Here is a 24,628-nt window from a genome sequence, read left to right on the forward strand (position 1 = left end):
AGTTGGGGGGGCCCAACGCCAGTGACCTAACCCTTCGGGGAGGGAGCTGTCTAAGGCAAAACCAATGACTGGGGTGAAGTCGTAACAAGGTAGCCGTATCGGAAGGTGCGGCTGGATCACCTCCTTTCTAAGGAAACGATTTGGTAATTAATGATATTGATTAAGTTGATATGGAGGGGTTCCCGAGTGGCCAAAGGGGGCAGACTGTAAATCTGTTGGCACCGCCTTCGAAGGTTCGAATCCTTCTCCCTCCACTTATGCCCAGATAGCTCAGTCGGTAGAGCAGAGGACTGAAAATCCTCGTGTCGCTGGTTCGATTCCGGCTCTGGGCATTTACTTAAAGCATCTCTTAGGAGGTGCTTTTTTGTTTTTTACAATCCTTATTTTCTTGTCCACAAATCTGGTATGTTTGTCCGCTCTCTTACATATATATAAATCTAGAAAGTTATGTGAGGTGAGAGGATGAAGCCAAGTAAAACACTATTTTTAAGCGCTTTAACGCTAGTGTTATTAACGCTTGCACTATTCGTCGTGCGAGATTTAAACTTTCATTGGGTAGAAGTAGATGAAGCGGGTGCAACCGTCACAATTAATTTCCTATTCCCTATGGATAAAGAAGGTTTTAAAGATACGATTAAAGTTAAAAATCAATTAGGATATGCAGAAGAGTTTGGATGCAAGGTAGATTGGGTAAGCCCACAAGTTTGTAAACTCCAGCTTACTGAAGAAGGGGATGTACGTGGACAAAAAATCTATCTCATTATTGATCATGCGCCTACTAAGTATAGTGGGATGACTAAACAAGCAACCATTCCTATCCAGTTCCAAAGTGATATTCAAATTGTTTCTCCGGTGGATGAAATTCTCATTGCAACCACTCAGTCTTTTGAAGTACAATTTAACACACCGATGAATAAAGATGTTATTCATCGCTTCTTATCTTCAGATGCAGACTTTATTATTGAGCCTGTACAGTATACACAAGATGGTAAAAATATTACAGACTATACTCGCTTTAATTTTACGCCTAAAAAGCCATTAGAAAATGATCATAAGTACATATTAACCTTTAAAAAAGGGATGCCATCTCAATCTAATGTGATGTTGGCAGAAAATCAAAAAGTTGTTTTACATACAGATATTAAACCTCAGATTGATACAGTGTCTCCTAATGTTGGAAGTAAGTGGGTAGGATTGTATCCTCGAATTAGTGTTGCAAGCAAGACGCCTATGACAGCAGCTTATTTGCAGTTAGGTGATGAGACATTAGTTGGAAAGCTGAAATCTGAATACCGAGCAGAGTTTTATCCAAAAGAGCTACTAACTCCAGACAAAATCTATAAGGGCAACATACAAATTGAAGCGGCATCAGGGGAAAAGAGTGATCCTTTTGCCATTCATTTTACAACACAACCCTTGGCAGAAGACCGTTATTGGGCGGAAATCAAATTAGGGAAAAATCAAGAAATGATAGTTTATCAAGGCTCTCAAGTGGTAAAAAATATTCAATGTTCAGGTGGAAGTGAGAAAACACCAACTACAAAAGGAACATTTTATGTACAATCAAAGGGAGATAAATATTTTTCGGAGGAACATTTAGAAGGCGGTAATTATTGGATTATGCTCTCAGAGCAAATACGTATTCACGGTATGACACGCGATGAATATTGGCATATTAAGATGGATGTTCTTAATCGTTTAGGTGAAGGACAAACTAAAGGTGATATTGTCATGCGTGAAGAAGATGCCATGTGGCTCTATGAAAACCTCCCAAGTGATACAATGATTGTCATCCATGAGTGAGACACCATAAAATACTAATCAAAAAAGTGTTAGAAGAGGTATTGAACTATTGAAATACTAATAAAATAGTTCAATACCTCTTTTTTTAAACTTAAAATTTGAACCTATGTATATGTATTCTTGCAAGATAAGAGGAAAAGTATAAAAAATTCCCGAGGTTATAGTCATAAATATACAAAAATATGAAATATATAATTTTTAACTTGCATTTTTCTATGAATATGATAATATACTACTATATAAAAATGGTCTTTTACATAACTAACTAATTTAAATTATAGGGGGATAAAATTATGGCATTTCGCACAGCTTATATGACAGATTTAATGGAACGAGTTATTGCAAATCATCCAGCACAACCAGAATTTCATCAAGCGGTTCACGAAGTATTACTTTGTATGGAACCAGTAGCAGAAAAAAATCCTAAATATGTAGATGCAGGAATCTTTGAGCGTATGGTTGAACCTGAACGTGTTATTATCTTTAGGGTTTCCTGGGTAGATGATGCAGGTAAAGTACAAGTAAATCGTGGATATCGTGTACAATTTAACAGTGCAATAGGGCCTTACAAAGGTGGTCTTCGTTTCCATCCATCAGTAAATCTTGGTGTCATTAAATTCTTAGGTTTTGAACAAATTTTCAAAAATTCATTAACAGGTCTTCCTATGGGTGGAGGAAAAGGTGGTAGTGATTTTGATCCAAAAGGTAAATCAGATCAAGAAATTATGAGATTTTGCCAAAGCTTTATGACAGAGCTAAGTAAACATATTGGACAATTTACAGATGTACCAGCAGGAGATATTGGTGTAGGTGCACGTGAAATTGGTTATATGTATGGACAATATAAACGTCTTCAAAATGAATTCACGGGTGTTCTTACAGGAAAAGGTCTTTCATACGGTGGCTCACTCGTTCGTAAAGAAGCAACTGGGTATGGTTGCTGCTATTTTACAGCTGAAATGCTTGCAACACGTAATGATTCCTTTAATGGTAAAACAGTTGTTATCTCTGGATCTGGGAATGTAGCTATCTATGCAGCTGAAAAAGCTGTTCAATTAGGAGCTAAAGTTGTAGCGATGAGTGACTCAAATGGTTACATCCATGACCCAGAAGGTATTGACCTTGATCTTGTTAAACAACTTAAAGAAGTAGATAGAAAACGTATTGTTGAGTATACAAAAACAAGAACAAATGCATCATACACAGAAGGATGCCGTGGCATCTGGCAAATTCCATGTGACATTGCACTTCCTTGTGCAACACAAAATGAGCTTCACGAAGAAGATGCTAAAATGCTCGTTGAAAACGGTGTAAAAGCTGTTGCTGAAGGGGCGAATATGCCTTGTACACCAGAAGCTGTTGAAGTACTTTTAGCAAACGGCGTATTATTCGGACCAGGTAAAGCAGCTAATGCAGGTGGTGTAGCAACATCGGGACTTGAAATGTCACAAAATAGTATGCGCTATAACTGGTCATTTGAAGAAGTAGATGAAAAACTTCATAATATTATGAAAACTATTCATCAGAGTGCACGTGATGCAGCGACAGAGTATGGTCAACCAGATAATTATGTACTTGGTGCTAATATTGCAGGGTTCTTAAAAGTTGCAGATGCAATGTATATGCAAGGTGTTGCTTATTAAAAATTAGGCTCCCTCTATGGGAGCTTTAATTTTTATCTGTTTTATTCGACAAAATAATTTTTTTTGATAACTTTACCCATTATTTATAATTGTATTATAATATAATATGCTTAGAAGCATTTATACTATGATCAGATAGGGAGAGAGGCTATGTATAAAATTGATCTTCCAGTTACAAGATGTTTACCAGGTATGGTAACAGCTGAACCTGTTATTGATCTAACTACAGGTTTAACAATTGTGGGGGCTGAGCAAATCTTGACAGATACAATTATACAAAAACTTTATAAATTCAATTATAACAAAATATGTGTCTACGTAGGTCCATGGAACAATATCTGGAATGTAGCACCTGAAGTTATTGAAAAATATGAGGGGCATCGCAAAGAACTTAAAGTTATTTTAGATCATTTAACAGTTACGAAAGTTTTAGATATAAAAGCACTTAAGGAGATTGCAGAACGTATGCAGCTTGACTTTAATCAAAATTATACAATTCTAGCTTGTATTAACATGATTCGTCTTGCTGATGAATATATATATACACATAGTATTAATGTAGCCTTACTTTCTATGCTTATGGGGAAATGGATGGAATGTAATGAAGAAATGATAGAAGAACTTATTCTTCTTGCTCTTGTGCATGATGTAGGACAAGAGAGAATTCCTGAGAAGGTTCTCAATGGGACTGATGGTTTCGCTTGTGATGATTATAATCAAATGACAAAATATATTCGTTATGGTTATGAGGTGCTTGGTGAAATCAGGCATAATAAGATGGAACATCCTGTAGTAAGTCAAAAGCTACAAAATATTATTAACATTGCAGATATTTATGATGCTATGACTACACATCGTATTTATCGCAAGAATCAATCACCTTTTGAGGTGCTAGAGCTTTTACAAAATGGGGTCTTTGGTCAATTAGATCCTGAAATATTAATGACCTTCATTAATAATATAGCTAATTATTATGTAGGGACATTTGTTGTTTTATCAACAGGTGAAGTGGGCGAAGTCGTATTTGTTCATCCACACTGTGTTTATAGGCCTATTGTACGTGTAGGGGAGATATATATTGATTTACACGTTCAACACCATATCAAAATCTTGCAGATCGCATAGGAGGTTATCGTGTATAAAATAGTAGCAAAACAAAAATTGAATCATCTCGTAGAAAAAATGGTTGTCCATGCACCTTATGTAGCACGTAAGTGTGAACCAGGACAATTTATTATATTATGTGCAAATGAAGGAGACGAGCGTATTCCATTAACAATACAAGATTACGATCGTGAAGCTGAAACCGTTTCTATCATTTATCAGATAGTAGGTTACTCTACAACAAAATTAGCAGAAAAAGAAGTTGGAGATACCATTGCCCATTTTGCTGGGCCTTTAGGCATGCCTGCTCAGTTACATGCTAAAAAACGTGTACTCGGTATTGGTGGAGGTGTAGGTGCTGCACCATTATATCCACAAATTAAAGAACTGAAAGCGCAAGGTGTAGCTTGTGACGTTATCTTAGGTGGACGTGATAAAGACTACGTTATTTTACAAGAGGAGTTCAAAGAAATCACTGATAATGTATACTTTGCAACGAATGATGGTTCACTGGGAACAAATGGATTTGTAACAGACGTACTTAATGAACTTTTAGCTAATGGCGTTGTTTATGATGAAGTTATTGCCATTGGTCCACTGCCTATGATGAAAGCAGTTGTAGGTATTACAAAACCTTTAGACATTAAAACCATGGTTTCACTCAATCCAATTATGATTGATGGAACAGGGATGTGTGGTGGATGCCGTGTAACAGTTGGTGGGAAGACTAAGTTTGCTTGTGTAGATGGACCTGATTTTGATGGTTTTGAAGTAGATTTTGATGAAGCGATGCGTCGCCAAAATATGTATAAGAAACAAGAAGAACATGTATGTCGTATGAAACTTGGAGGTGGCCAAAATGCCTAATATGCGTTTAGATAAAGTGGCTATGCCAGAGCAAGATCCTAATGTACGTAATAAAAACTTCAAAGAAGTTACCCTAGGCTATACAGCAGAAATGGTTGTTGAAGAAGCTAGTCGTTGCTTAAACTGTAAACAACGTTTTTGTGTAGATGGATGTCCAGTTAATGTACCTATCCCAGAATTTATACAAGAAGTAGCTAAAGGTCATTTTGAACAAGCTTATGAAATCATTACAAGTGAAAATGCTTTACCTGCTATTTGTGGACGTGTTTGTCCTCAAGAAAATCAATGTGAAGGTAAATGTGTAAGAGGAAGAAAAGGTGAGCCAGTAGGTATTGGACGTCTTGAACGTTTTGTTGCAGATTATGTAATGGACAATGTAACACAAGAAGTGAAAAAAGTAGAATCAAATGGTAAAAAAGTAGCGATTGTTGGTGCAGGTCCAGCAGGTCTTACATGTGCAGGAGAACTAGCAAGACTGGGCTATGATGTAACCCTTTTTGAAGCCCTTCACGAAGTAGGAGGCGTATTAGTGTATGGTATTCCAGAATTTAGATTACCTAAACAACTTGTTGCAAAAGAAGTTCAAAAAATCGTTGAATCAGGTGTACATATTGAAAAAAATGTTATCGTAGGAAGAAGTATTACGATTGATGAACTCATGGAAGAGGGTTATGAAGCAGTATTTGTTGGTAGTGGTGCTGGACTTCCTAACTTCATGCATATAGAAGGGGAAAATTTAAATGGAGTATATTCTGCAAATGAATTTTTAACCCGTTCTAACTTAATGAAAGCTTATGACTTTCCAAATGCCCCAACACCTATTTTTGTAGGACAAAAAGTAGCGATTGTTGGTGGCGGAAATGTAGCCATGGATGCTGCACGTACAGCAAAACGTTTGGGTGCAGAAGAAGTGTATATTATTTATCGTCGTGGAGAAGAAGAGCTACCAGCAAGACGTGAAGAGATCCATCATGCTAAAGAAGAAGGCATTATTTTTAAACTTCTATGTAATCCTGTAAAAATCCATGGTCAAGATGGTGCTGTAAGCCAACTTGAATGTGTGAATATGACACTTGGAGAGCCAGATGCTTCTGGTAGAAGACGTCCTGTAGAGGAAGAAGGAAGTAATCATTGTCTAGATATGGATACAGTGATTATTGCCATTGGACAAAGTCCAAATCCATTAATCCGTAGTACAACACCAGGACTTGAAGTTCAAAAATGGGGTGGCATTATTGTACATGAAGAGACAATGGAAACGAGTAAAGAAAATGTGTATGCAGGTGGTGATGTTGTAACAGGTGCTGCAACTGTTATTTTAGCAATGGGTGCAGGTAAAAAAGCTGCTCAAGCCATACATGAAAAACTAACAAACTAATAAAAATAAATTAGAGGTTAAATTATCAAATTTAACCTTTTTCTTCTTGGAGTATAAAATATTGAACTTTGCTTATAATAAGGTCATAACATTTATTTAGCAAAGGAGAATGCAATATGAAAAAAGCATGCATGTTAATGTTAGTAGTAGCAGGTGTTTTATCTTTCGTAGGTTGTGCTGCAGGTTACGATTCAACAACAGGTTATGATGGTTATGGCTATAATGGCTATGGTAACTATGGTAATGGTTATGGCTATGGCTATGATGGAACAGGTACTTATAATAACGGTACTTATAATAATGGCACATACAATGGAACAACAGGATATGGTACAACAGGCTATGGCACAACTGGTTATGGCACAGGATATGGTACATCAACTGTAAATCCTAACTACTAAAATTTCTATATAAAAAAGCACTAGCTTAAGCTAGTGCTTTTTTATATAGATTAAGCGATAAAGAGTGTTAAGCCTAATAAAACAAGCGTAATACAGAGCGCCACACCATTAATCATTTTAGAATAGCGTAGAACACCTATAGACCATTTCTTTTTATAGGTTAAATACATACTGATTCCAATTAATAAAAGTCCAACAATAAGTCCAGTCAATCCTATAGGAAGCTGATAGCTTATACCTACATCAATAAACATATACATGATTAAAATAAGAACATCCCCAATTAAGGCAATACTACTTAAATGCCAAGGTTCTAGGGTTCTGGTAGCTTTTTGTTCCCAGTCATAGACTTCTTTTTTTCCTTTTGGTGGTAACTGCCCTTTAACAAGACTAACCGTTGTATCCTTTGTTCTTTTCATAGTCATTCCCCCAAGATTAATAATGTAACATAGTATAACAAATTCTTGCTCCTTTTGGCAATAGACGAACTTATGTTATAATAGTAGTATTATACTAAGGAAGGATTTAATTATTGTGAAGATATTACTTGTTTCATTTAATGCTAAATTTATACACTCTTCATTAGCACTTAGACTTATTCGTGACTATTGTAACGATTACAAAGAGCATATGGAGATATTAGAACTAACGATTAATCACCAGATGGGTGCTATATTAAAAGAGATTTATGTTAAACAACCCGATGTACTTGGATTGTCTTGTTATATTTGGAACATGGATTTAGTGGAAGAACTTGTTCCACTTATTAAAAAAGTACTGCCAGATACAAAAATTGTTTTAGGTGGCCCAGAAGTTTCTTATAATAGTGAAAGTCTATTTGATAAAATGCCTATTGACGTTGTTATTGAGAATGAAGGTGAAGAAACTTGGTATGACTATGCATCTTATCTGATTGAAGGTGTAGGTGATTTAGAAAGTATCAAAGGTATTGTATATCGTGACAAAGAAGGAAAAGTACAGCGCAATATGGCACGTCCACTTATGGATATGGCCAAGTTACCTTTTGTATATGATGACCTTACAGGTCTTGAACATAAAATTATGTACTATGAAGCTTCAAGAGGGTGCCCTTTTAACTGCCAATATTGTTTATCTTCTATAGAAAAAGGTGTACGTTTTATGCCACTAGAACGTGTCCTTTCAGAAATTCAATATTTCTTAGATAATCGTGTTAAACAAGTTAAATTTGTGGACCGTACTTTTAATACCCATAAATATTATGCCAGGTCCATATGGCAGTATATTATAGAACATGATAATGGTTATACTAATTTCCACTTTGAAATAGCAGCAGAACTTTTAACTGATGAATGTCTTGAACTTTTAAAAGATGCAAGACCAGGGCTTATTCAATTTGAAATAGGAGTGCAGTCTAGTAATCTAGAAGTTCTGACAGCCATTGACCGTAAAATGCCATTTGAAGATATTCGCGAAATTTCACTAAAAATAAAAAAACTTGGTAATATTCATCAGCATTTAGATTTAATAGCAGGTTTACCTTTTGAAGACTACGCATCTTTTAGACAATCTTTTAATGATGTCATTAGTTTAAGACCAGAACAATTTCAACTCGGTTTCTTAAAGCTTCTTAAAGGTTCAGGCCTTCGTAAAAAAGCAGAAGAATATGGCATTATTTATCATCAAAAAGCACCTTATGAAGTGCTTTACACTAAACATATTAGTTTTGCAGAACTTTTAAGATTACATGGTATAGAAGAACTGGTTGAGCGTTATTATAATAGTGAGCGCTTTAGTAGAAGTTTAGAATACCTCTATACACTTTGTACATCACCTTTTGATTTCTACGAAGCCTTTAATGATTTCTGGGAAGAGAAAGGCTATGATAAGGTTGCTCATAAAAAGGATGCTTATTACTTAATTCTTGTTGAATTTGCAGATACATTAGCAGGTATCAACTCAGAATTAGTACGAGAACTGGTAAAAATGGATTGGTATGCTCATGAAATGATTAAAGAGGTACCAGCTCAACTTGTTACATTAGATCAAACGCCTTACCATGAACATGCAAACAGTTTAATACGTGATGACGCCTTTATGGTAGAAGAAGTAGGTGTAGATTCTACTTGGACCTCTAGACAACGTCTTAGAAAAATGCATATTGAATGGTTTGAGTATGATGTGAATGGTCATTTACAAAAAGAATGCATTCCAATGGCTATACTCTTTGACTATACAGTACAACCTGCACGCTATACACACTTAAACTCATTGATTAAGGCTTAGTAAAAGGAGACAACATGACAGAGAAACAACGTATAGAACGTATTTTAGAAACACTAGATACCTATTATGAAAAAGAAGTGATTTGTTATTTAAATCATGAAAATCCACTTCAGCTTCTTATTGCTACTATGCTTAGTGCACAATGTACGGATGATCGCGTGAATATTGTCACACAAAGCCTTTTTAAAAAATACCGTACAGCAGAGGACTTTGCAAAAGCTGACTTAGAAGAGCTGGAGCAAGATGTAAAAAGTACAGGATTCTATAAAAATAAGGCAAAAAATATTAAGGCTTGTGCAACCACATTATGTGAGAAATATGGAGGGGAAGTGCCACAAGATATTGATGCCTTGACACATTTAGCGGGAGTAGGGCGAAAAACAGCTAATGTTGTACGCGGTAATATCTTTCATATTCCAAGCGTTGTTGTAGACACACATGTTAAGCGTATTTCTATTCGTTGGGGGCTCACATTAGCAACAGACCCAGTTCCAATTGAAATGGAACTGATGAAAAAGTTACCTAAAGAACATTGGATTCGTTATAATACGCAAGTCATTGCTCATGGACGTGCTATATGTACAGCACGTGCACCTAAGTGTCTAGATTGTATGTTCTTAACCGTATGCCCACACGGCTTAACAAAGCGTTTAAAAGACCTTCCAGCACCAGCACAAGAGGCGCTTGAAAGAGGACATATGTACTAAAGAAGAGATGAGTGTACTTCAATGATTAGAAATAAAAAGGAGAGTTGCACCTGACAACTCTCCTTTTTTATTTTTGTTTTTTAGGTTTAATTAAATGTTTTTTTGCTTTTGCTTGATTTTTAGCTTCTTGTTTGGCAGCAAGAATACGTTGATAGTAAGCCATTGCATTTTGACCAAAGATCTCATCTGAAAGTGGTGCAACAGAACTCATGGCATGAACAGATAAGGTTTTACGATAGCGTTCATCTTCTAAAAGATCAATGAGTGCTTTAGAAAGTTCTTCTTTTGTTATAAATTTACGCCCATTGTAATCATCTTGAACAAGTGCTTCAATACTTTCATCATGTTTTGCTACAACAGGTAAGCCAGCAGCCATTGCTTCGGCAAAGGTTAAACCTTGCGTTTCTGAGACAGAAGCACTAACAAAGACATCACCTAATTGATAAAACTTCCCGATAGTTGCCCAAGGTTGCAGACCTGCAAAAATAACTGAATCTTCTAATTGCAACTCTCGTACTTGTTCTTTAAGGTTACTTGTTTCAGGGCCATCTCCTACAATGAAGAATTTAGCCTTTGGAATGTGTCTTACAACCTCAGGGAAAGCGTCAAGTACAAAATCAATACTCTTTTCTTTAGCAATACGTCCTACAAAAAGTACAGTAGGTGCATCTTGTGGTAAATGATACTGTTCTTTCAACGTGCGAATATCCTCTTGTGTATAACGGCTTGGACTAAATGGAGCAAAGTTAATGCCTGTAGGAATAACCTCAATAGGTTTCTTTACACCATAGCTTAAAAGTAAATCTTTAGTTTTTTGTGTAGGTGCCACAATACCATCGACACTATTACAAAACATTTTGCTATATTTACGTGCAAGTTCAGGAGAGAATTCAACACCTTTTGAAATATAGTGCATGTATTCTTCATACATCGTATGGTAAGTATGTACCATTGGTACATCGAGTTTCTTAGAAATAAGTTTTGCTAAGAAACCAAGTGAAAATTCAGTTTGAGATAGAATAATATCTAACTTTAACTTTTTAACACGATTGACAAGTTTTTGTGAGTAGATAATACCTACACGGTGGTCTTTCAAGAAAACAAAAGGTAAGCTTGGTATACGATAGACATAAGATTTATTGTCATCTGCTTGTGGATGGCTAATTGTAAAAATATAAACGTTATGACCTTGTTTTTTTAGTTGTTCTTCAAGCGTTACGATGGAACTGACAACGCCGTTAATTTGCGGTAAATACGTATCTGTAAATATCCCAATATTCATATCTAACACCCTCTTAATTCGTTTTAACTGTATGTTTTAATGCTTTAAGTTTTCAAACAGTCCCCGTCTATTCATAATGAGTCATAAGTTTGCCTCTCATCTTTTGATTGCTGTAATCAAAAGACATAACATATTCATATACCTGTATGCTTTCCTTTAAAAAGTTTTCTTCTTCTAATAGGTCTCCATAAGCAATAAGATGCTTCATAAATTGATAAAAAGTTTCCTCATTTTGAATTAGTTGACTAAAAAAGTTAATTCCATATAGTTTCTTGACTTCTGTATTAGAAAGATCTTTTAAATGGACCATTTTTTTAGTTTCAAAAGATAAAAGTGTATGATAAAAAACTTCACATTTTTCACTTGTAACCTGAGGTATTTTATTCCAATCTATCGTCAATAATAATTGAAAAGGGAAAGAAGTTTGTAGAGTAGCATTGGCTTCACATTCTTCTTTTAAATAGCTTTCCCAACTATCATTACGCTTATGAATTCCTTTTTTTATACACCAAGCACAAACTAGAAAGAGAATTACTACACCGATCACACCACTAAAACGCACGACTAAATTTAAAAAAGGATTCAAAGTATCATTCCTTTCTTTCTTCACTAAGGTATAAAAACTACATTTATTATAATACAAATTGATTTTAATTGAAAGAAGAGAGTATAATGAAAAGAGAAAACTTATGAATGAAAGATGACATACTTATGAAAAATAGAATGCTTAATGACAACCAATATGCTGCAGTTCATATGCCGCTTGGTCCAGTGATGGTTATTGCAGGACCGGGGTCAGGTAAGACCTTTGTTATTACAGAAAGAGTCTATCATATGATTCATGCTTTAGGATGTAACCCTAGAAATATTTTGGTAATTACCTTTACTAAAGCAGCAGCAGAAGAAATGAAAATACGTTATCATCAAAAAGATGGTTTGCATCAAGTGGCATTTGGTACATTTCACTCCATATTTTACCGTATTTTAAGAAATAGTAATCCAAACCGTTATGCGCTGGAGCGTCTGCTTCAAGAAGATAAAAAAAGACAAATCATTGAAAAGATTTATGCAGGAATGGATGTGAGTGATGATTATGAAGATTTTGTAGAAGTCTTCTTAAGCCATTTGACACTTATGCAAAATCAATTGATTCAACCAAGATTTTATAATCCAGATGGGCTTTCTAAAGAACTTTTTTTAGCCGTATATCAAGCCTATGAAAATTTCAAAGAAAGGCAAGGCCTTTTTGACTTTGATGATATGCTTACACATACTTATTATCTCTTACAAAATGATCCTAATGTACTTAAGTTCTACCAAGCTAAGTACAAGCATATTTTAATAGATGAGTTCCAAGATATTAACTGTGTCCAATTTGAAATTATCAAATTGCTTGCAGGGCATAAACCTGATCTATTTGTAGTAGGAGATGATGACCAAAGTATTTATCAATTTAGAGGTGCAAAACCAGAATTTTTACTTTCTTTTGAGGAGTATTTTAAACCTGTCAAGAAAGTCATACTCGACGTAAATTATCGTTCAACAGAAAATATTTTACGTTACAGTAATAACTTAATAGGTTATAATACGATTAGGTACGAAAAACGTATGTTAGCGCATCAAGGTACAGGCCCAAATCCAAACATTCTTTACTGTAAAGATAGTAATGACCAAGCAGAGATGTTGCTTCAAGAAATTTTTACACTCCAACAACAAAATGTCCCTCTTCACGAATGTGCCATTATTTATCGTACCAATGTGCAAGCAAGGCCGATTATTGAAGCATTAAGAAAAGCTCAACTTCCTTTTGTGATTAAAGATGCTTGNCCAAAAACAAAATGTCCCTCTTCACGAATGTGCCATTATTTATCGTACCAATGTGCAAGCAAGGCCGATTATTGAAGCATTAAGAAAAGCTCAACTTCCTTTTGTGATTAAAGATGCTTGTGCGACTCTTTATGACCAATGGATGACTAAAGATATTTTAACTTACCTCCATCTATCTAAAGATCGTGGTAATGCAGAATTAGGTATGCAAATTATCAATCGTCCAAGTCGTTATATTAGTAAAGTTGCACTTCAAGAGGCAGCTGCAAAAGGTGGAGATTTCTTAAATACATTAAGTCGTTTAGCAAGTCTTAATCAAAGTCAGCATGATAGAGTAGAAGAATTGATTTTCCATCTCCAAAGACTAGCAAATCTTCCACTTAAAGAGGCCGTTCCTTACATACGTCATATCATAGGCTATGAGCACTATATGCTTGACTATGCGAAATACCGCAAAATACCTTCAGAGGGTCTCATTGAACTATTAGAGGAGTTAGAAGAATCTGCAAAAGCGTACAAAACAGTAGAAGAGTGGGAAGAAAGTCTAATTGCTGTAGCTCAAAGTATAAGGCAAAGTATGAAAGATAAAAGCCATGTAGGCATTAGTTTATCAACTATGCATAGTGCGAAAGGACTGGAGTTTAAAGCCGTATTTTTGATTGATATTGTTGATGGGATTGTACCACACAATAAAAGTTTAGGTGAAATACAGTTAGAAGAAGAGCGTCGCCTTTTTTACGTTGGATTAACAAGAGCAAAGGCCTACCTTTATTTAATGATTCCCAAGGAACGTCATCAAAAGAAAACAGAAAATTCTCCTTTTGTTTTAGAAATGCTTCATCCGAAAGTGGTTCTAAAAGAAGGTGAAAAGGTAAAACATAAAATTTATGGCAAAGGTATTATTGAAAAAGTAGATGGGCCTAAAGCAACCATTCGTTTTAATACAACAAGAAAAGTAGTCGATTATACTTACTGTATTAAGCACCATTTATTATACCGGGAGGAAGAAAATGTCTAAGAATAATCAAAAAAATAAAAAGAAAAAATCCAATCAAAACCTGTTTAGTATGATGCATAAACATAAAAAACAAGTTGTTATGGGCGTTAGTTTACTACTCATCGCTGCAATGGTATTAAGCGTATTTGCACAGTTTGCTTTTTAGTACAATAAGGTTAAAAAGATTATTTATATAATAGGAGGCGGCTATGGCAACTAACAAGAAGAAAGTACTTATCGTTAGTATAATCATTGGGCTCGTACTCATATTAGGCGTTATATGTAGTGCACTCGCTTATGTGCATCATGTTGTATCTGCTTATGACTTAGTTTATAGTCAAGAAGTATATATTAATGATATACCTATAGGGGGGCTTACACCTGAGGAGGCAAAGAAAGAAGTCACCAAACAGCTAGACACCTACCATGAGAACCATGCTATTACTTTAATGAATGAAGATCAAAAACAAACGATTACATTAAGTCAATTTTTACCAGAAACAGATCTACAAACTTGCTTAGATCAAGCCTATTTGGTGGGACATGAAGGCAATTACTTTGAACGCTTCAAGGCAGCCCGTAATAAAAATTCGGGACCACACCATTTTACGACAAAAACAACTTATGACAGTGCAGAGATAGAAAATATTTTAGAAAGTAAAAAAGAAATTTTTGAAATCGCACCTATTGATGCAACAATGAAAAGAGAAAATCGTAAGTTTAATTTTACAGTAGAAGAGAAGGGTTATACATTAGATGTAATTGAAACGGCTAAGATTGTGGCTGATGTATTAAATAGTGATACCTTAGATGAAACACCTATTCAAGTTGTAATGAAAGCGGTTATGCCAACGGTTACAAAAGCCCATTTAGCAGAAGCACAAACACCACTTGCAAGTTTTTCAACTTCTTATAACAATGCGGATTTAGACCGTAATGAAAATCTTAAACTTGCATCTCAAAAGATTAATATTCAATTAGCACCAGGGGAGATCTTTTCCCTTGCCAATCAGCTTGAACCCATTACTCAAGCAGCAGGGTATCGTAACTCTAAAGTTATTGTAAACGGGAAATTAGAAGAAGGGATAGGCGGAGGTGTATGCCAAATAGCTTCTACTTTATATAACGCTTTACTGCTTAGTGATGTAGAAATTTATTCTCGTGCAAATCACTCTTTACCTGTTGCTTATGTCCCATTAGGAAGAGATGCAACGTATGCATCAGATATTATTGATTTTAAGTTTAGAAATAACTCAGAATATCCATTATTTGTAGAAGCATATTGTGAAAATAATCATGTGATTGTTAACATTTTTGGATATAAAGGTCTTAAACTAGAATATGATGAGATTAAATTTGCCTCTGAACAAATTGAAACTATTGAACCACCAGAGACAAAGATTATTCAGGATCCAGAACTTTATACAGATCAAAAAATTCAAGAAGTGCGTCCATTAGAAGGTAAAAGAGTAAAACTTTATCGTCTTCTTTATAGAAATGGGCAACTTATTGACAAACAGCTGATTAATACAAGTACCTATCGTGCACGTGGTGAAGTTATTCGTGTTGGAACGAAATCTAGGGTAGGTGAAGCAATAGAAACAAGCACACAAAATGCTGCCCAGCCACAAGCCGTTAAGCCAGAGATTGCTAAACCTACACCAGCTAATCAAATTTTAGATGAAATAGTAGAAGAAGTACCATTAATGCCATCAGAGGCAGATAATCCAGCACCACTAAGCTAAAGGAATAAGAGAATAGTTAATACAATAAAAAGCCGGTAATGTTTAACATTACCGGCTTTTTATTAACCTTGTGGAATGAAGAATCCACTTTCATCATCTGGATTTGGTGTAACAGGTTCTCCTGGTGTAGTAGGAGGTACTGGTTGGTCTGGTGTAGTAGGAGGTATTGTTTCACCTTCTGTAGGTGGTTGGGTATCTTCGCCACCACCCCAAGGCCATTCACCCCATTCAGGAAGTTGTGGATCATCTGGTGTTTCAATTTCTGTATGCTGTGTATGCACATCACATAATTGATCTTTACTTACTTCACCATGACGATTAACTACTTTTGTTACAATACTATCTTGTGGACAGAACTCTGTAGCAATTTTACCTGAGACACTACATATTTGTTCATGGACATGAACGTCACAGTACTCAGATGGTGCTTGATTCTTTTGGAAGTAATCAGACACAATTTTGTTATCACTAGCGGAAGAACAAAGTTCTGTAGGAATCTTACCAGAAGCTGAACAAATAGACATTTTAGTATAACCTGTTGTAACAAGTTCAAAATCTTTATTAGGAAGATCTTTATGAACTTCTGACATAATACTTGACCAAAGGTTAAGATGTGCGCCATTGGCTGTAAATTCTTGTGGTCTATCATAGCCCATCCATACTGTTGCAGTATAATAAGGTGTATAACCAGCAAATAAAAAGTCTTTATTATCTGAAGTTGTACCTGTTTTACCAGATACAGGCATACCACCCATACCATTAGCAGCTTTTGTACCTGTACCAATTTTAACAACGTCTTCCATCATGTCTGTAAGCATAGAAGCAGTAGAAGGTTTGATTACAGTATGTGTCTTTGGAACGGTATTATCTAAAATAACTTCTTTATTACGATCAAGAACTTGTGTATAAAGAAGTGGTTCAGTATAGGTTCCTTGATTAGCAATAGCAGCATAAGCTGCATTGAGTTCAAGAGGTGTCACACCGTCTGTTAAACCACCCAGTGGAAGCGAATACACTTTATCAGTATCTGATAAGGTTGTAAATCCAAAGTTTAATAAATAATTATAAGCTGTATCAATACCTACCATATCAATGGTTTTAACTGCTAAAACGTTCATAGAATCCCAAATAGCTTCACGAATGGTTGTAGGGCCTTTGTAATAACTACGCCAGTTTTTAGGTGAGTATTTGTTAATAGTATAAGGCTCATCTACAAGTACTGATCCAGGTGAAAGAAGACCTAAATCTAATGCTGGAGCATAAGCAGCAAGTACTTTAAAACATGAACCTGGTTGACGTTTTGCTTGTGTCGCACGGTTAAATGTACGATCACCGTATTTCATACCACGTCCACCTGAAAGAGCTTTTACATGACCATTATATGGATCTGAAATAACGAAGGCAGCTTGTGCTTGAGGAATGAATTGAACGGCTTCGTTGACAAGTTTATCACCTTCTTCAACACCCCATTCTTCCTGTTTAGCCTTTTTGAAAATTTCTTCTTCGTCTTTAGACTTTATAACGCCTTCTGCACCGCGATGGATTTCTTCACCATCAGGTTTAACAATTGTTGCACTATAGTTAATGACATACTCTTTATAGCTTGGGAAGAGACTATCATCAGCCATTTTATTATCTACAATACGTTGAATATCTTGGTCGAGTGTAGTATAAATTTCAACACCACCACCAAAGAGTAAGTTATTAGCTTGAGTTGGTGTCATACCTTGTTCCACTAAATCATCAATAACTTGTTCAATTACAGCATCTACAAAATAGCTATGAGAAGAATCTTTCTCGTATTTTTGGTTAACTTCTTGAATATTTTTATATGGATCTTCTAGAAGTGCAGCTTGTCTTTCTTCTTCAGTAATATAACCTTGTTCTTGCATGTAAGATAAAATAAGCTTTGCTTTATCCCAGTTGTTTTCTGGATTACGTATTGGACTGTATCGTGTTGGGGCTTGAGTAATCCCTGCAATAACGGCACATTCGGCAAGTGAAAGTTCGGATACATCTTTTCCAAAGTAACGATTTGCAGCAGCTTGTACACCGTTAGTACCATGACCAAGTGGCATTGTATTAAGGTAGTACTCTAAGATAAGCTCTTTATCATAAAGGGCATCTATTTGAAGTGCTAAATATTGCTCTTGGATTTTACGAACAAAAGTTTGTTCACTTGTTAAAGCATTGTTTTTGATAACTTGTTGCGTAATTGTACTTGCCCCTTCAACAATATCACCAGCTTTTAAATTGACTACAATCGCACGCATAATACCACGGATATCAATCCCGTTATGTTCATAGAACCTTGCATCTTCAATCGCAACGACAGCATCTTGAAGATTTTGCGGGATTTGCTCCATTTTTGCATAAATACGATTTTCTCCACCGGATAATCTATCAATTTCTACACCATTTTGGTCATAGACAAAAGAAGTAAAATCTGTGGTTGGTTTAATGTTGATAGTGGATACATCTGGCGCACTTTTGATAATGCCCATGAAGATCCCAAGTCCTGCACCGAATACAGCAAACACTCCGATGACAAGGGCTATGACAACGACACGAAATGCCGTGACTTTTGCTTTTTTAGTCTTTTTCTTTTTTGTATTTTTATTAGTCTCGTCGATTTTTTTTGAACGTGAATCTTTAGAATAATTCATCTATCATCCTCCTCACTAGGGTATTATAACAAATCTGGTGAATTTGGGCAAAATAAAATACAAGGTATACTCTGTATCAGTATAAGCTGAAATATTAGAATAGGAAAGTCTTACTAATGAATAGTAATAAAACTTTAATATTTGATTCATTATTTGAGTTATGTTTTATTGTTTGTCATGGAATTCCCCTTAGTCGAATATATTAATAAAATAAAGTATTAAATGGAGGCAAGCTATGTTTAGAAATTATAAATATCGCTATAGACCCACCCCTAAACCGAAACATTATGCTTATTCATCGCCTTATGTTAAAAGTAATCAGAGTCATAATATTAAAGGTGCCTTTGCACTTCTTTTAATTATTGCCATATTTGCCGTAATTTATATTCAATTAGATCGAGAAGTTATGCCAACTGTTATTGCTATGGCAGAGAAAGAAGCTACTACTATTTCGACAAAAGCAATTAATGAGGCGGTCAATCTCTCTCTTGAAAGCTCTCAAGTAACAGAGGAAGACTTAATCAGTTATGACTATAATGATGCAGGTGAACTGGTTTCTTGGAATGTAAATTCTATCCTTATTAATACATTGTGTGCTGACATTGTAGATAAGGTAGCAGAGAAGCTTGCAACAATAGGAACGATTTCATTTAAAGTTCCTCTAGGTAATTTGACAGGCAGTCGTATTTTTGCCAATTTAGGACCTGAACTTAGTATTCAAGTTCTTCCTATAGGAACAGTTAAAGTTGACTATGATAATCAGATTCGGTCTACAGGAATTAATCAGGTAAATCATACTGTGTGGTTAGATGTTGATACAACCGTACAAGTTGTTGTACCTTTATTCTCAGACCAAGTACATATTTCAAGGCGTATTGTACTTATTGATAAAATGGTATCTGGTAAAGTACCCCCAAGCTATGTTAATGTACTCCCTAGCAATGTACTGGACGTTGCTCCAGGTGAGGTTTCGGAACAATTCGACATTTATGCCGAACCTTAGACATAATGCACAAGTGATTTTTTAACCCTTCTATAAATTTCTCTATTTTCATGAGTTGTTATTAGATACTAGAAATGATATATTAAATTATACTAATCTTACGACAAAGGGGCAAAAAAATGGAAAACATCAAGTTATCTGAGTTATTTGGTAAAAATGTATTTGACGACAAGGTGATGCGTGAGCGACTCCCAAAGTCTACTTATAAACAGCTACATAAAACAATTGATGAAGGACTAGAGCTTGACCCAAGTATTGCAGACGTGGTAGCAAATGCAATGAAAGATTGGGCCATCGAACATGGTGCAACACACTTTACTCATTGGTTCCAACCAATGAATGGACGTACAGCTGAAAAACATGATTCTTTCTTATCTCCAACATCAGACGGTCGTGTGATTATGGAGTTCTCAGGAAAAGAACTTATAAAAGGTGAAGCAGACGGATCTTCATTCCCATCAGGTGGACTTAGACAAACTTTTGAAGCAAGAGGATATACAGTATGGGATTGTACTTCACCAGCTTTCTTAAAAGAAGATATTAGTGGAGTAGCCCTTTGTATTCCAACTGTATTCTATTCTCATACAGGTGAAGCATTAGACAAAAAGGCGCCTCTTTTACGCTCAATGCAAGTTATCGAGCAAGCCTCTTTACGAGTATTACGTGCGTTAGGTGATCATAAGAGCAATAAGGTCATCTCAACAGTTGGTGCAGAACAGGAATATTTCTTAGTTGACAAACGTCAATATCAACAACGTAGAGACTTAATCTTTACAGGACGTACACTTTTTGGTGCAATGCCTCCAAAAGGCCAAGAAATGGAAGATCATTACTTCGGAAGCATTAAAGAAAAAATCGGTAAATTCATGCGTGAAATCGATATTGAACTTTGGAAATTAGGTGTGCCTTCTAAAACAAAACATAACGAAGTAGCTCCAGCTCAACATGAGCTTGCCCCTATTTTTGCTACTTCAAATGTTGCATCTGATCAAAATCAATTAGTTATGGAAACATTACAAAAAGTAGCAAATCGCCATGACCTTGCTTGTTTACTTCATGAAAAACCATTTAAAGGTGTAAATGGTTCAGGTAAACATGATAACTGGTCACTTGTAACGGATACAGGTAAAGTTTTATTCTCACCTGGAAAACAACCTAAAGATAATTTAGAGTTTCTTGTTTTCTTAAGTGCAATTATCGAGTCTGTTGATAAACATGCAGATCTTTTAAGACTTTCTGCAGCAACAGCAGGCAACGACCATCGTTTAGGTGGGAATGAAGCACCACCAGCAATTATTTCTATTTTCTTAGGTGAAAGTCTTACAGAAATGCTTTATCACGTAGCACGTGGAGAAGATGGTGATAGCTTTACAAAAGAAGTGATGGAAATGGGTGTTGCAACCCTTCCTAAACTTAAAAAAGAAGTAGCAGACCGTAACCGTACTTCTCCATTTGCTTTCACAGGAAATAAATTTGAGTTTAGAATGTTCCCTTCATCAGGCTGTGTATCAGAAGCTAACGTGATTATCAATACCATTGTTGCAGATACATTAAACAAATTTGCTGAGGAGCTTGAAAAAAGCGAAGATATCCAAAGAACCATTAAACATATTGTACGCCATACATTAAGAGACCATGGACGTATTTTATTTAATGGAAATGGTTACTCAGAAGAATGGGTAGAAGAGGCAACACGTCGTAACCTTCCAAACTTCACTTCAACTGTAGATGTACTTCCAGCATTGATTTCTGAAAAATCAATAGATCTTTTTGGTAGAAATAAAGTATTTACAGAGGTAGAACTTCATTCACGTTATGAAATCATGGTTGAAGAGTATTACAAAACACTTAATATTGAAGCACGTACAATGCTTAACATGGCTAAAACACAAATTATGCCAGCAGTGCTTAATTATATGACACAAGTTGCTCAAAATGTAAGTATTATGACAAGTCTTGGTCAATTTAATATTGATCCACAAAGTGAATTACTTGAGGAACTTAATCGCCTCTTCAATGGTCTTAAAAAGTCTATTGATGCCTTAGAAGAAGCACATACAAGTACAATTCAAATTTGTGATGGGTTAGAAAAAGCAAAAGCATTCCGTGAAAAGGTTCTTCCAGAAATGGAAGCTTTACGTGAAGTAGCAGATGCTCTTGAAACAATTGTAGATGAAAAAATCTGGCCAATTCCAACTTACAGCGAACTTTTATTTAGAGTATAATATAATACGTAGAAAAAGAGTCACTGCATCGCAGTGGCTCTTTTTTTGAAAAAATAAGTATCACGAGTGGGATAAGACAGAAATAAACACTATACACACAGATAAATAAAAAGAATTAGGCAAAAACCTTATAGCTTAGATGAAATTTTGGTATAATAATGAAAGCATTATGCCAATTGGCATCTATCAGAAAGGAATACTATGGAAGAATTAAAAAAAGTACAAGAGCGTGTCATTCTTTTTGCCGCTCAAAAGAAAAATTTACAAGAAGAGGCTGCATGGGAAAGTCTCGATGAATTAGAAGAATTAGTAAATACAGCTGGAGGAGAAGTCGTTGCCAAAGTACTACAACGTGTAGATAGCATTAATCCAGGACTTTATATTGGAAGTGGAAAAGTAGAAGAGATCCGTGAAATGGCTGTCCTTCATGATGTTACAGGTGTTATTTCTGATGATGAACTTTCTCCTGTACAAATGCGTAATTTAAGTGAAGCATTAGGCATTAAAGTCATGGATCGTACGCTTGTTATCTTAGATATTTTTGCACAACGTGCACGTTCAAAAGAAGGTAAACTTCAAGTAGAAATGGCACAGCTTAAATACCAGAACTCTCGTTTAACAGGATTTGGTGCCATGCTTTCAAAACAAGGTGGTGGTATTGGGACACGTGGACCTGGAGAAAAGAAACTAGAGTTAGATAAACGTCATATTCGTACACGTATGGAGCTTTTACAAGCTGAGATTGATCAATTTGAAAAGCATCGTCAGCTACTACGTAGTCGTAGACAAAAAAATAGTACACCTGTTGTAGCTATTGTAGGTTATACCAATGCAGGAAAGTCTACTTTACTCAATACATTAGCAGATAGTGATATCTACGCAGCTGACCAACTCTTTGCAACGCTTGATCCAACAACACGTGCAGTAGCACTCCCAAGTGGAAGTGAAATCCTTTTAACAGATACCGTAGGATTTATTCGTAAATTACCTCATCATTTAGTCAAAGCATTCTATTCTACATTAGAAGAAGCAAAGTATGCAGATATTATTTTACATGTTGTGGATGCAAGTTCAGAGCATTTAGCAACTCATTATGAAGTAGTGCATGAAACACTTAAATCATTAGGCATTACAGATATTCCTATCATTACAGTCTATAATAAAATCGATAAAGTGAATGAGCATTATTTAAAAGATGAACAGTCAATGCAGCATGTTGAAATCTCAGCACGTGAAAAGAAAAATTTAGAAGGTTTATTAAATATTCTAGAAGAAATGCTTTATGAGAAGATGAAAGCGTTCAAAATTCTAATACCTTATGCTCAATCAGATTTAGTAGCATTCTGCCATGCACAAGGGGAAAGATTAGAAGAAGAGTATTTAAATGAAGGTGTACTTTTATCAGGTTATATGCATTCAGATTTATTCTATCGAATAAAAGATTATATCGTAGACTAAAAAGTTTTTTGCAATCTTCGACAACATAAATGAATTTTCAGAATATAATTTCCAGTATTAGGATATCTTGAAACGTTATTTTAAATTGTTTGACGATTTATAGCGTAAACAGATATTTATTGCGATATCTTTTGCTTTTAAAAAATTCTATAATCTTCTATAATAAAAATAGATGAAAATCAAGGGGGATTATTAGATGTTATTTAACAAAGTTTATGTTGGGGAAGCTGTTGAAAATACGCTTCAGATTCAGTATTTTGTTATTCAGAGAGAGAATTTTTACGGGATTGGTTTAGAAGAAGCAACAGAAAGAGGCATTCTGTGCGATTATGAATACTTTACGGAAGAACAAGAAGAAGCCCTTGAAGTTGCTAAAATGTTACAGCAAGGTAGTGTAACACTTACATCTATGACCGAAATCCTCGACGACTATATTCAATAAAATGTTTAACAATAAATACGGGAATCACAAAGAGTAAGAGTAGAGCCATCTTTTGATGAAATGCTTTACTCTTATTTTAGTGTTAATAATTTACCTTTTAATAGGTATATGCTATGATAAAATGAGCAAAATTAAGACAGGTGGTGACTATGTTAGAGCGTTATATCACAATAGAAGGGGAAGGGTATGCAGAAATCGTAGAAAAAAAATCACGTTTTATTGCATCCGTATTTCCTGTAGAATCTCAAGAAGAGGCAGATGCTATTTTGGCAAAGCTTCGTAAAAAGTATTGGGATGCGACACACAACTGCTTTGCTTATCAAATAGGTGAGCGTGATGAAATTCAACGTTTTAGTGATGATGGAGAACCAGGTGGCACTGCTGGAAAACCTATTCTAGATGTTTTAAAAGGGCATCAGATTAAAAATACATTAATCGTTGTGACACGTTACTTTGGTGGTACTTTACTAGGTACAGGTGGGCTTGTACGTGCTTATGGTAAAGGTGCAAAAGAAGGTATCTTAGCAGCAGGTCTTGTTGAGAAAATGCGTGTATGCCTTTTTACGTTAGAAATGACCTACCCTCTTTCAGGGAAAGTACAATATCTTTTAAATGACAAAGCGTATGTTATTCGTGAAACACAATACACCGATGTTGTACGTTTTATAGTAGAAGTAGAAATGGGTGAAGAAGAAGCCTTTACTGAATGGCTTATAGAAAAGACAAATGCTGAAATCTCTATTGAAAAAGGTGATTATGACCTTATTCAAAGAAGTGTTAAGTGTTGATACAACCCTACAAAATATGTTACAATA

At 35.3% G+C, this 24,628-nt stretch carries 21 protein-coding genes, 2 tRNA genes and 1 rRNA gene; 20 read left to right on the forward strand and 4 right to left on the reverse strand.

Going from position 1 to position 24,628, the window contains the following annotated elements:
* The 9 genes from BN2390_RS05510 to BN2390_RS05550 form a co-directional block, all read left to right on the forward strand.
* Positions 1–127, forward strand: a 16S ribosomal RNA gene (locus BN2390_RS05510); the annotation flags it as partial.
* 45 nt (positions 128–172) lie between these two features.
* Positions 173–254, forward strand: a tRNA-Tyr gene (locus BN2390_RS05515).
* A 5-nt stretch (positions 255–259) separates the two neighbouring features.
* Positions 260–332 (forward strand) — tRNA-Phe (locus BN2390_RS05520).
* A 130-nt stretch (positions 333–462) separates the two neighbouring features.
* Positions 463–1,803, forward strand: a complete 1,341-nt coding sequence (locus BN2390_RS05525) for a L,D-transpeptidase family protein (RefSeq protein ID WP_053983364.1) — start codon at positions 463–465, stop codon at positions 1,801–1,803.
* Between the two features lie 293 nt (positions 1,804–2,096).
* Positions 2,097–3,446, forward strand: a complete 1,350-nt coding sequence (gdhA, locus tag BN2390_RS05530) for an NADP-specific glutamate dehydrogenase (protein WP_053983365.1) — start codon at positions 2,097–2,099, stop codon at positions 3,444–3,446.
* Between the two features lie 150 nt (positions 3,447–3,596).
* A complete protein-coding gene (locus tag BN2390_RS05535) occupies positions 3,597–4,571 on the forward strand; it encodes an HD-GYP domain-containing protein (RefSeq protein ID WP_053983366.1) in 975 nt (324 codons plus the stop codon).
* Positions 4,572–4,580: 9 nt separating this feature from the next.
* Positions 4,581–5,417, forward strand: a complete 837-nt coding sequence (locus BN2390_RS05540) for a sulfide/dihydroorotate dehydrogenase-like FAD/NAD-binding protein (protein ID WP_053983367.1) — start codon at positions 4,581–4,583, stop codon at positions 5,415–5,417.
* A complete protein-coding gene (gene gltA, locus BN2390_RS05545) occupies positions 5,410–6,795 on the forward strand; it encodes an NADPH-dependent glutamate synthase (protein WP_053983368.1) in 1,386 nt (461 codons plus the stop codon). The genes BN2390_RS05540 and gltA overlap by 8 nt, the downstream gene beginning before the upstream one ends.
* Positions 6,796–6,911: 116 nt before the next feature.
* Entirely contained in the window at positions 6,912–7,196 is a 285-nt protein-coding gene (locus BN2390_RS05550; RefSeq protein ID WP_198524867.1) for a hypothetical protein, read from the forward strand.
* 50 nt (positions 7,197–7,246) lie between these two features.
* Here BN2390_RS05550 and BN2390_RS05555 read toward each other — a convergent pair whose 3' ends face one another.
* Positions 7,247–7,615, reverse strand: coding sequence for a hypothetical protein (locus BN2390_RS05555; RefSeq protein WP_053983369.1), 369 nt, complete (start codon positions 7,613–7,615; stop codon positions 7,247–7,249).
* Positions 7,616–7,730: 115 nt separating this feature from the next.
* Between BN2390_RS05555 and BN2390_RS05560 the strand changes: the two genes are divergently transcribed.
* A complete protein-coding gene (locus BN2390_RS05560; RefSeq protein ID WP_053983370.1) occupies positions 7,731–9,461 on the forward strand; it encodes a B12-binding domain-containing radical SAM protein in 1,731 nt (576 codons plus the stop codon).
* Positions 9,462–9,475: 14 nt separating this feature from the next.
* The gene (gene nth / locus BN2390_RS05565; RefSeq protein ID WP_053983371.1) at positions 9,476–10,168 is read left to right on the forward strand and encodes an endonuclease III; all 693 of its coding nucleotides are present in this window, start codon (positions 9,476–9,478) and stop codon (positions 10,166–10,168) included.
* 67 nt (positions 10,169–10,235) lie between these two features.
* Here nth and BN2390_RS05570 read toward each other — a convergent pair whose 3' ends face one another.
* The gene (locus BN2390_RS05570) at positions 10,236–11,450 is read right to left on the reverse strand and encodes a glycosyltransferase family 4 protein (RefSeq protein WP_053983372.1); all 1,215 of its coding nucleotides are present in this window, start codon (positions 11,448–11,450) and stop codon (positions 10,236–10,238) included.
* 67 nt (positions 11,451–11,517) lie between these two features.
* A complete protein-coding gene (locus BN2390_RS05575) occupies positions 11,518–12,036 on the reverse strand; it encodes a hypothetical protein (protein WP_053983373.1) in 519 nt (172 codons plus the stop codon).
* Between the two features lie 137 nt (positions 12,037–12,173).
* On the opposite strand from BN2390_RS05575, the gene BN2390_RS22215 reads away from it, so the two are divergent.
* The 4 genes from BN2390_RS22215 to BN2390_RS05590 are packed head-to-tail and all read left to right on the forward strand — an operon-like array spanning position 12,174 to position 16,019.
* Positions 12,174–13,352: an ATP-dependent helicase gene (locus BN2390_RS22215; protein ID WP_456299452.1), complete on the forward strand. Its 1,179-nt coding sequence runs from the start codon at positions 12,174–12,176 to the stop codon at positions 13,350–13,352.
* Positions 13,270–14,295, forward strand: coding sequence for a 3'-5' exonuclease (locus tag BN2390_RS22220; RefSeq protein ID WP_053983375.1), 1,026 nt, complete (start codon positions 13,270–13,272; stop codon positions 14,293–14,295). The genes BN2390_RS22215 and BN2390_RS22220 overlap by 83 nt, the downstream gene beginning before the upstream one ends.
* The gene (locus BN2390_RS21595) at positions 14,288–14,440 is read left to right on the forward strand and encodes a hypothetical protein (protein ID WP_154668778.1); all 153 of its coding nucleotides are present in this window, start codon (positions 14,288–14,290) and stop codon (positions 14,438–14,440) included. Before BN2390_RS22220 ends, BN2390_RS21595 begins: the two co-directional genes overlap by 8 nt.
* A 43-nt stretch (positions 14,441–14,483) precedes the next feature.
* Entirely contained in the window at positions 14,484–16,019 is a 1,536-nt protein-coding gene (locus BN2390_RS05590; protein WP_053983376.1) for a VanW family protein, read from the forward strand.
* Positions 16,020–16,081: 62 nt separating this feature from the next.
* Here the strand turns inward: BN2390_RS05590 and BN2390_RS05595 are convergent, their stop codons facing one another.
* Positions 16,082–18,685: a transglycosylase domain-containing protein gene (locus BN2390_RS05595; RefSeq protein ID WP_053983377.1), complete on the reverse strand. Its 2,604-nt coding sequence runs from the start codon at positions 18,683–18,685 to the stop codon at positions 16,082–16,084.
* Positions 18,686–18,920: 235 nt separating this feature from the next.
* On the opposite strand from BN2390_RS05595, the gene yunB reads away from it, so the two are divergent.
* From yunB to BN2390_RS05620, 5 genes are all read left to right on the forward strand, one after another.
* Positions 18,921–19,688 (forward strand): sporulation protein YunB, encoded by a 768-nt coding sequence (gene yunB, locus BN2390_RS05600; RefSeq protein WP_053983378.1) that lies wholly within the window; start codon positions 18,921–18,923, stop codon positions 19,686–19,688.
* Positions 19,689–19,807: 119 nt separating this feature from the next.
* The gene (locus BN2390_RS05605) at positions 19,808–21,913 is read left to right on the forward strand and encodes a glutamine synthetase III family protein (RefSeq protein WP_053983379.1); all 2,106 of its coding nucleotides are present in this window, start codon (positions 19,808–19,810) and stop codon (positions 21,911–21,913) included.
* 201 nt (positions 21,914–22,114) lie between these two features.
* A complete protein-coding gene (gene hflX / locus BN2390_RS05610; RefSeq protein ID WP_053983380.1) occupies positions 22,115–23,371 on the forward strand; it encodes a GTPase HflX in 1,257 nt (418 codons plus the stop codon).
* Positions 23,372–23,567: 196 nt separating this feature from the next.
* Complete coding sequence (locus BN2390_RS05615; RefSeq protein ID WP_053983381.1) at positions 23,568–23,813, forward strand: DUF6514 family protein; 246 nt, start codon at positions 23,568–23,570, stop codon at positions 23,811–23,813.
* A 149-nt stretch (positions 23,814–23,962) separates the two neighbouring features.
* Positions 23,963–24,601 carry a YigZ family protein gene (locus tag BN2390_RS05620; protein WP_053983382.1) on the forward strand — a complete coding sequence of 213 codons (639 nt, stop codon included), beginning with the start codon at positions 23,963–23,965 and terminating at the stop codon, positions 24,599–24,601.
* Positions 24,602–24,628 lie beyond the last annotated feature (27 nt).

It is taken from the genome of Niameybacter massiliensis (genome assembly GCF_001282685.1).
Taxonomy (GTDB): domain Bacteria; phylum Bacillota; class Clostridia; order Lachnospirales; family Cellulosilyticaceae; genus Holtiella; species Holtiella tumoricola.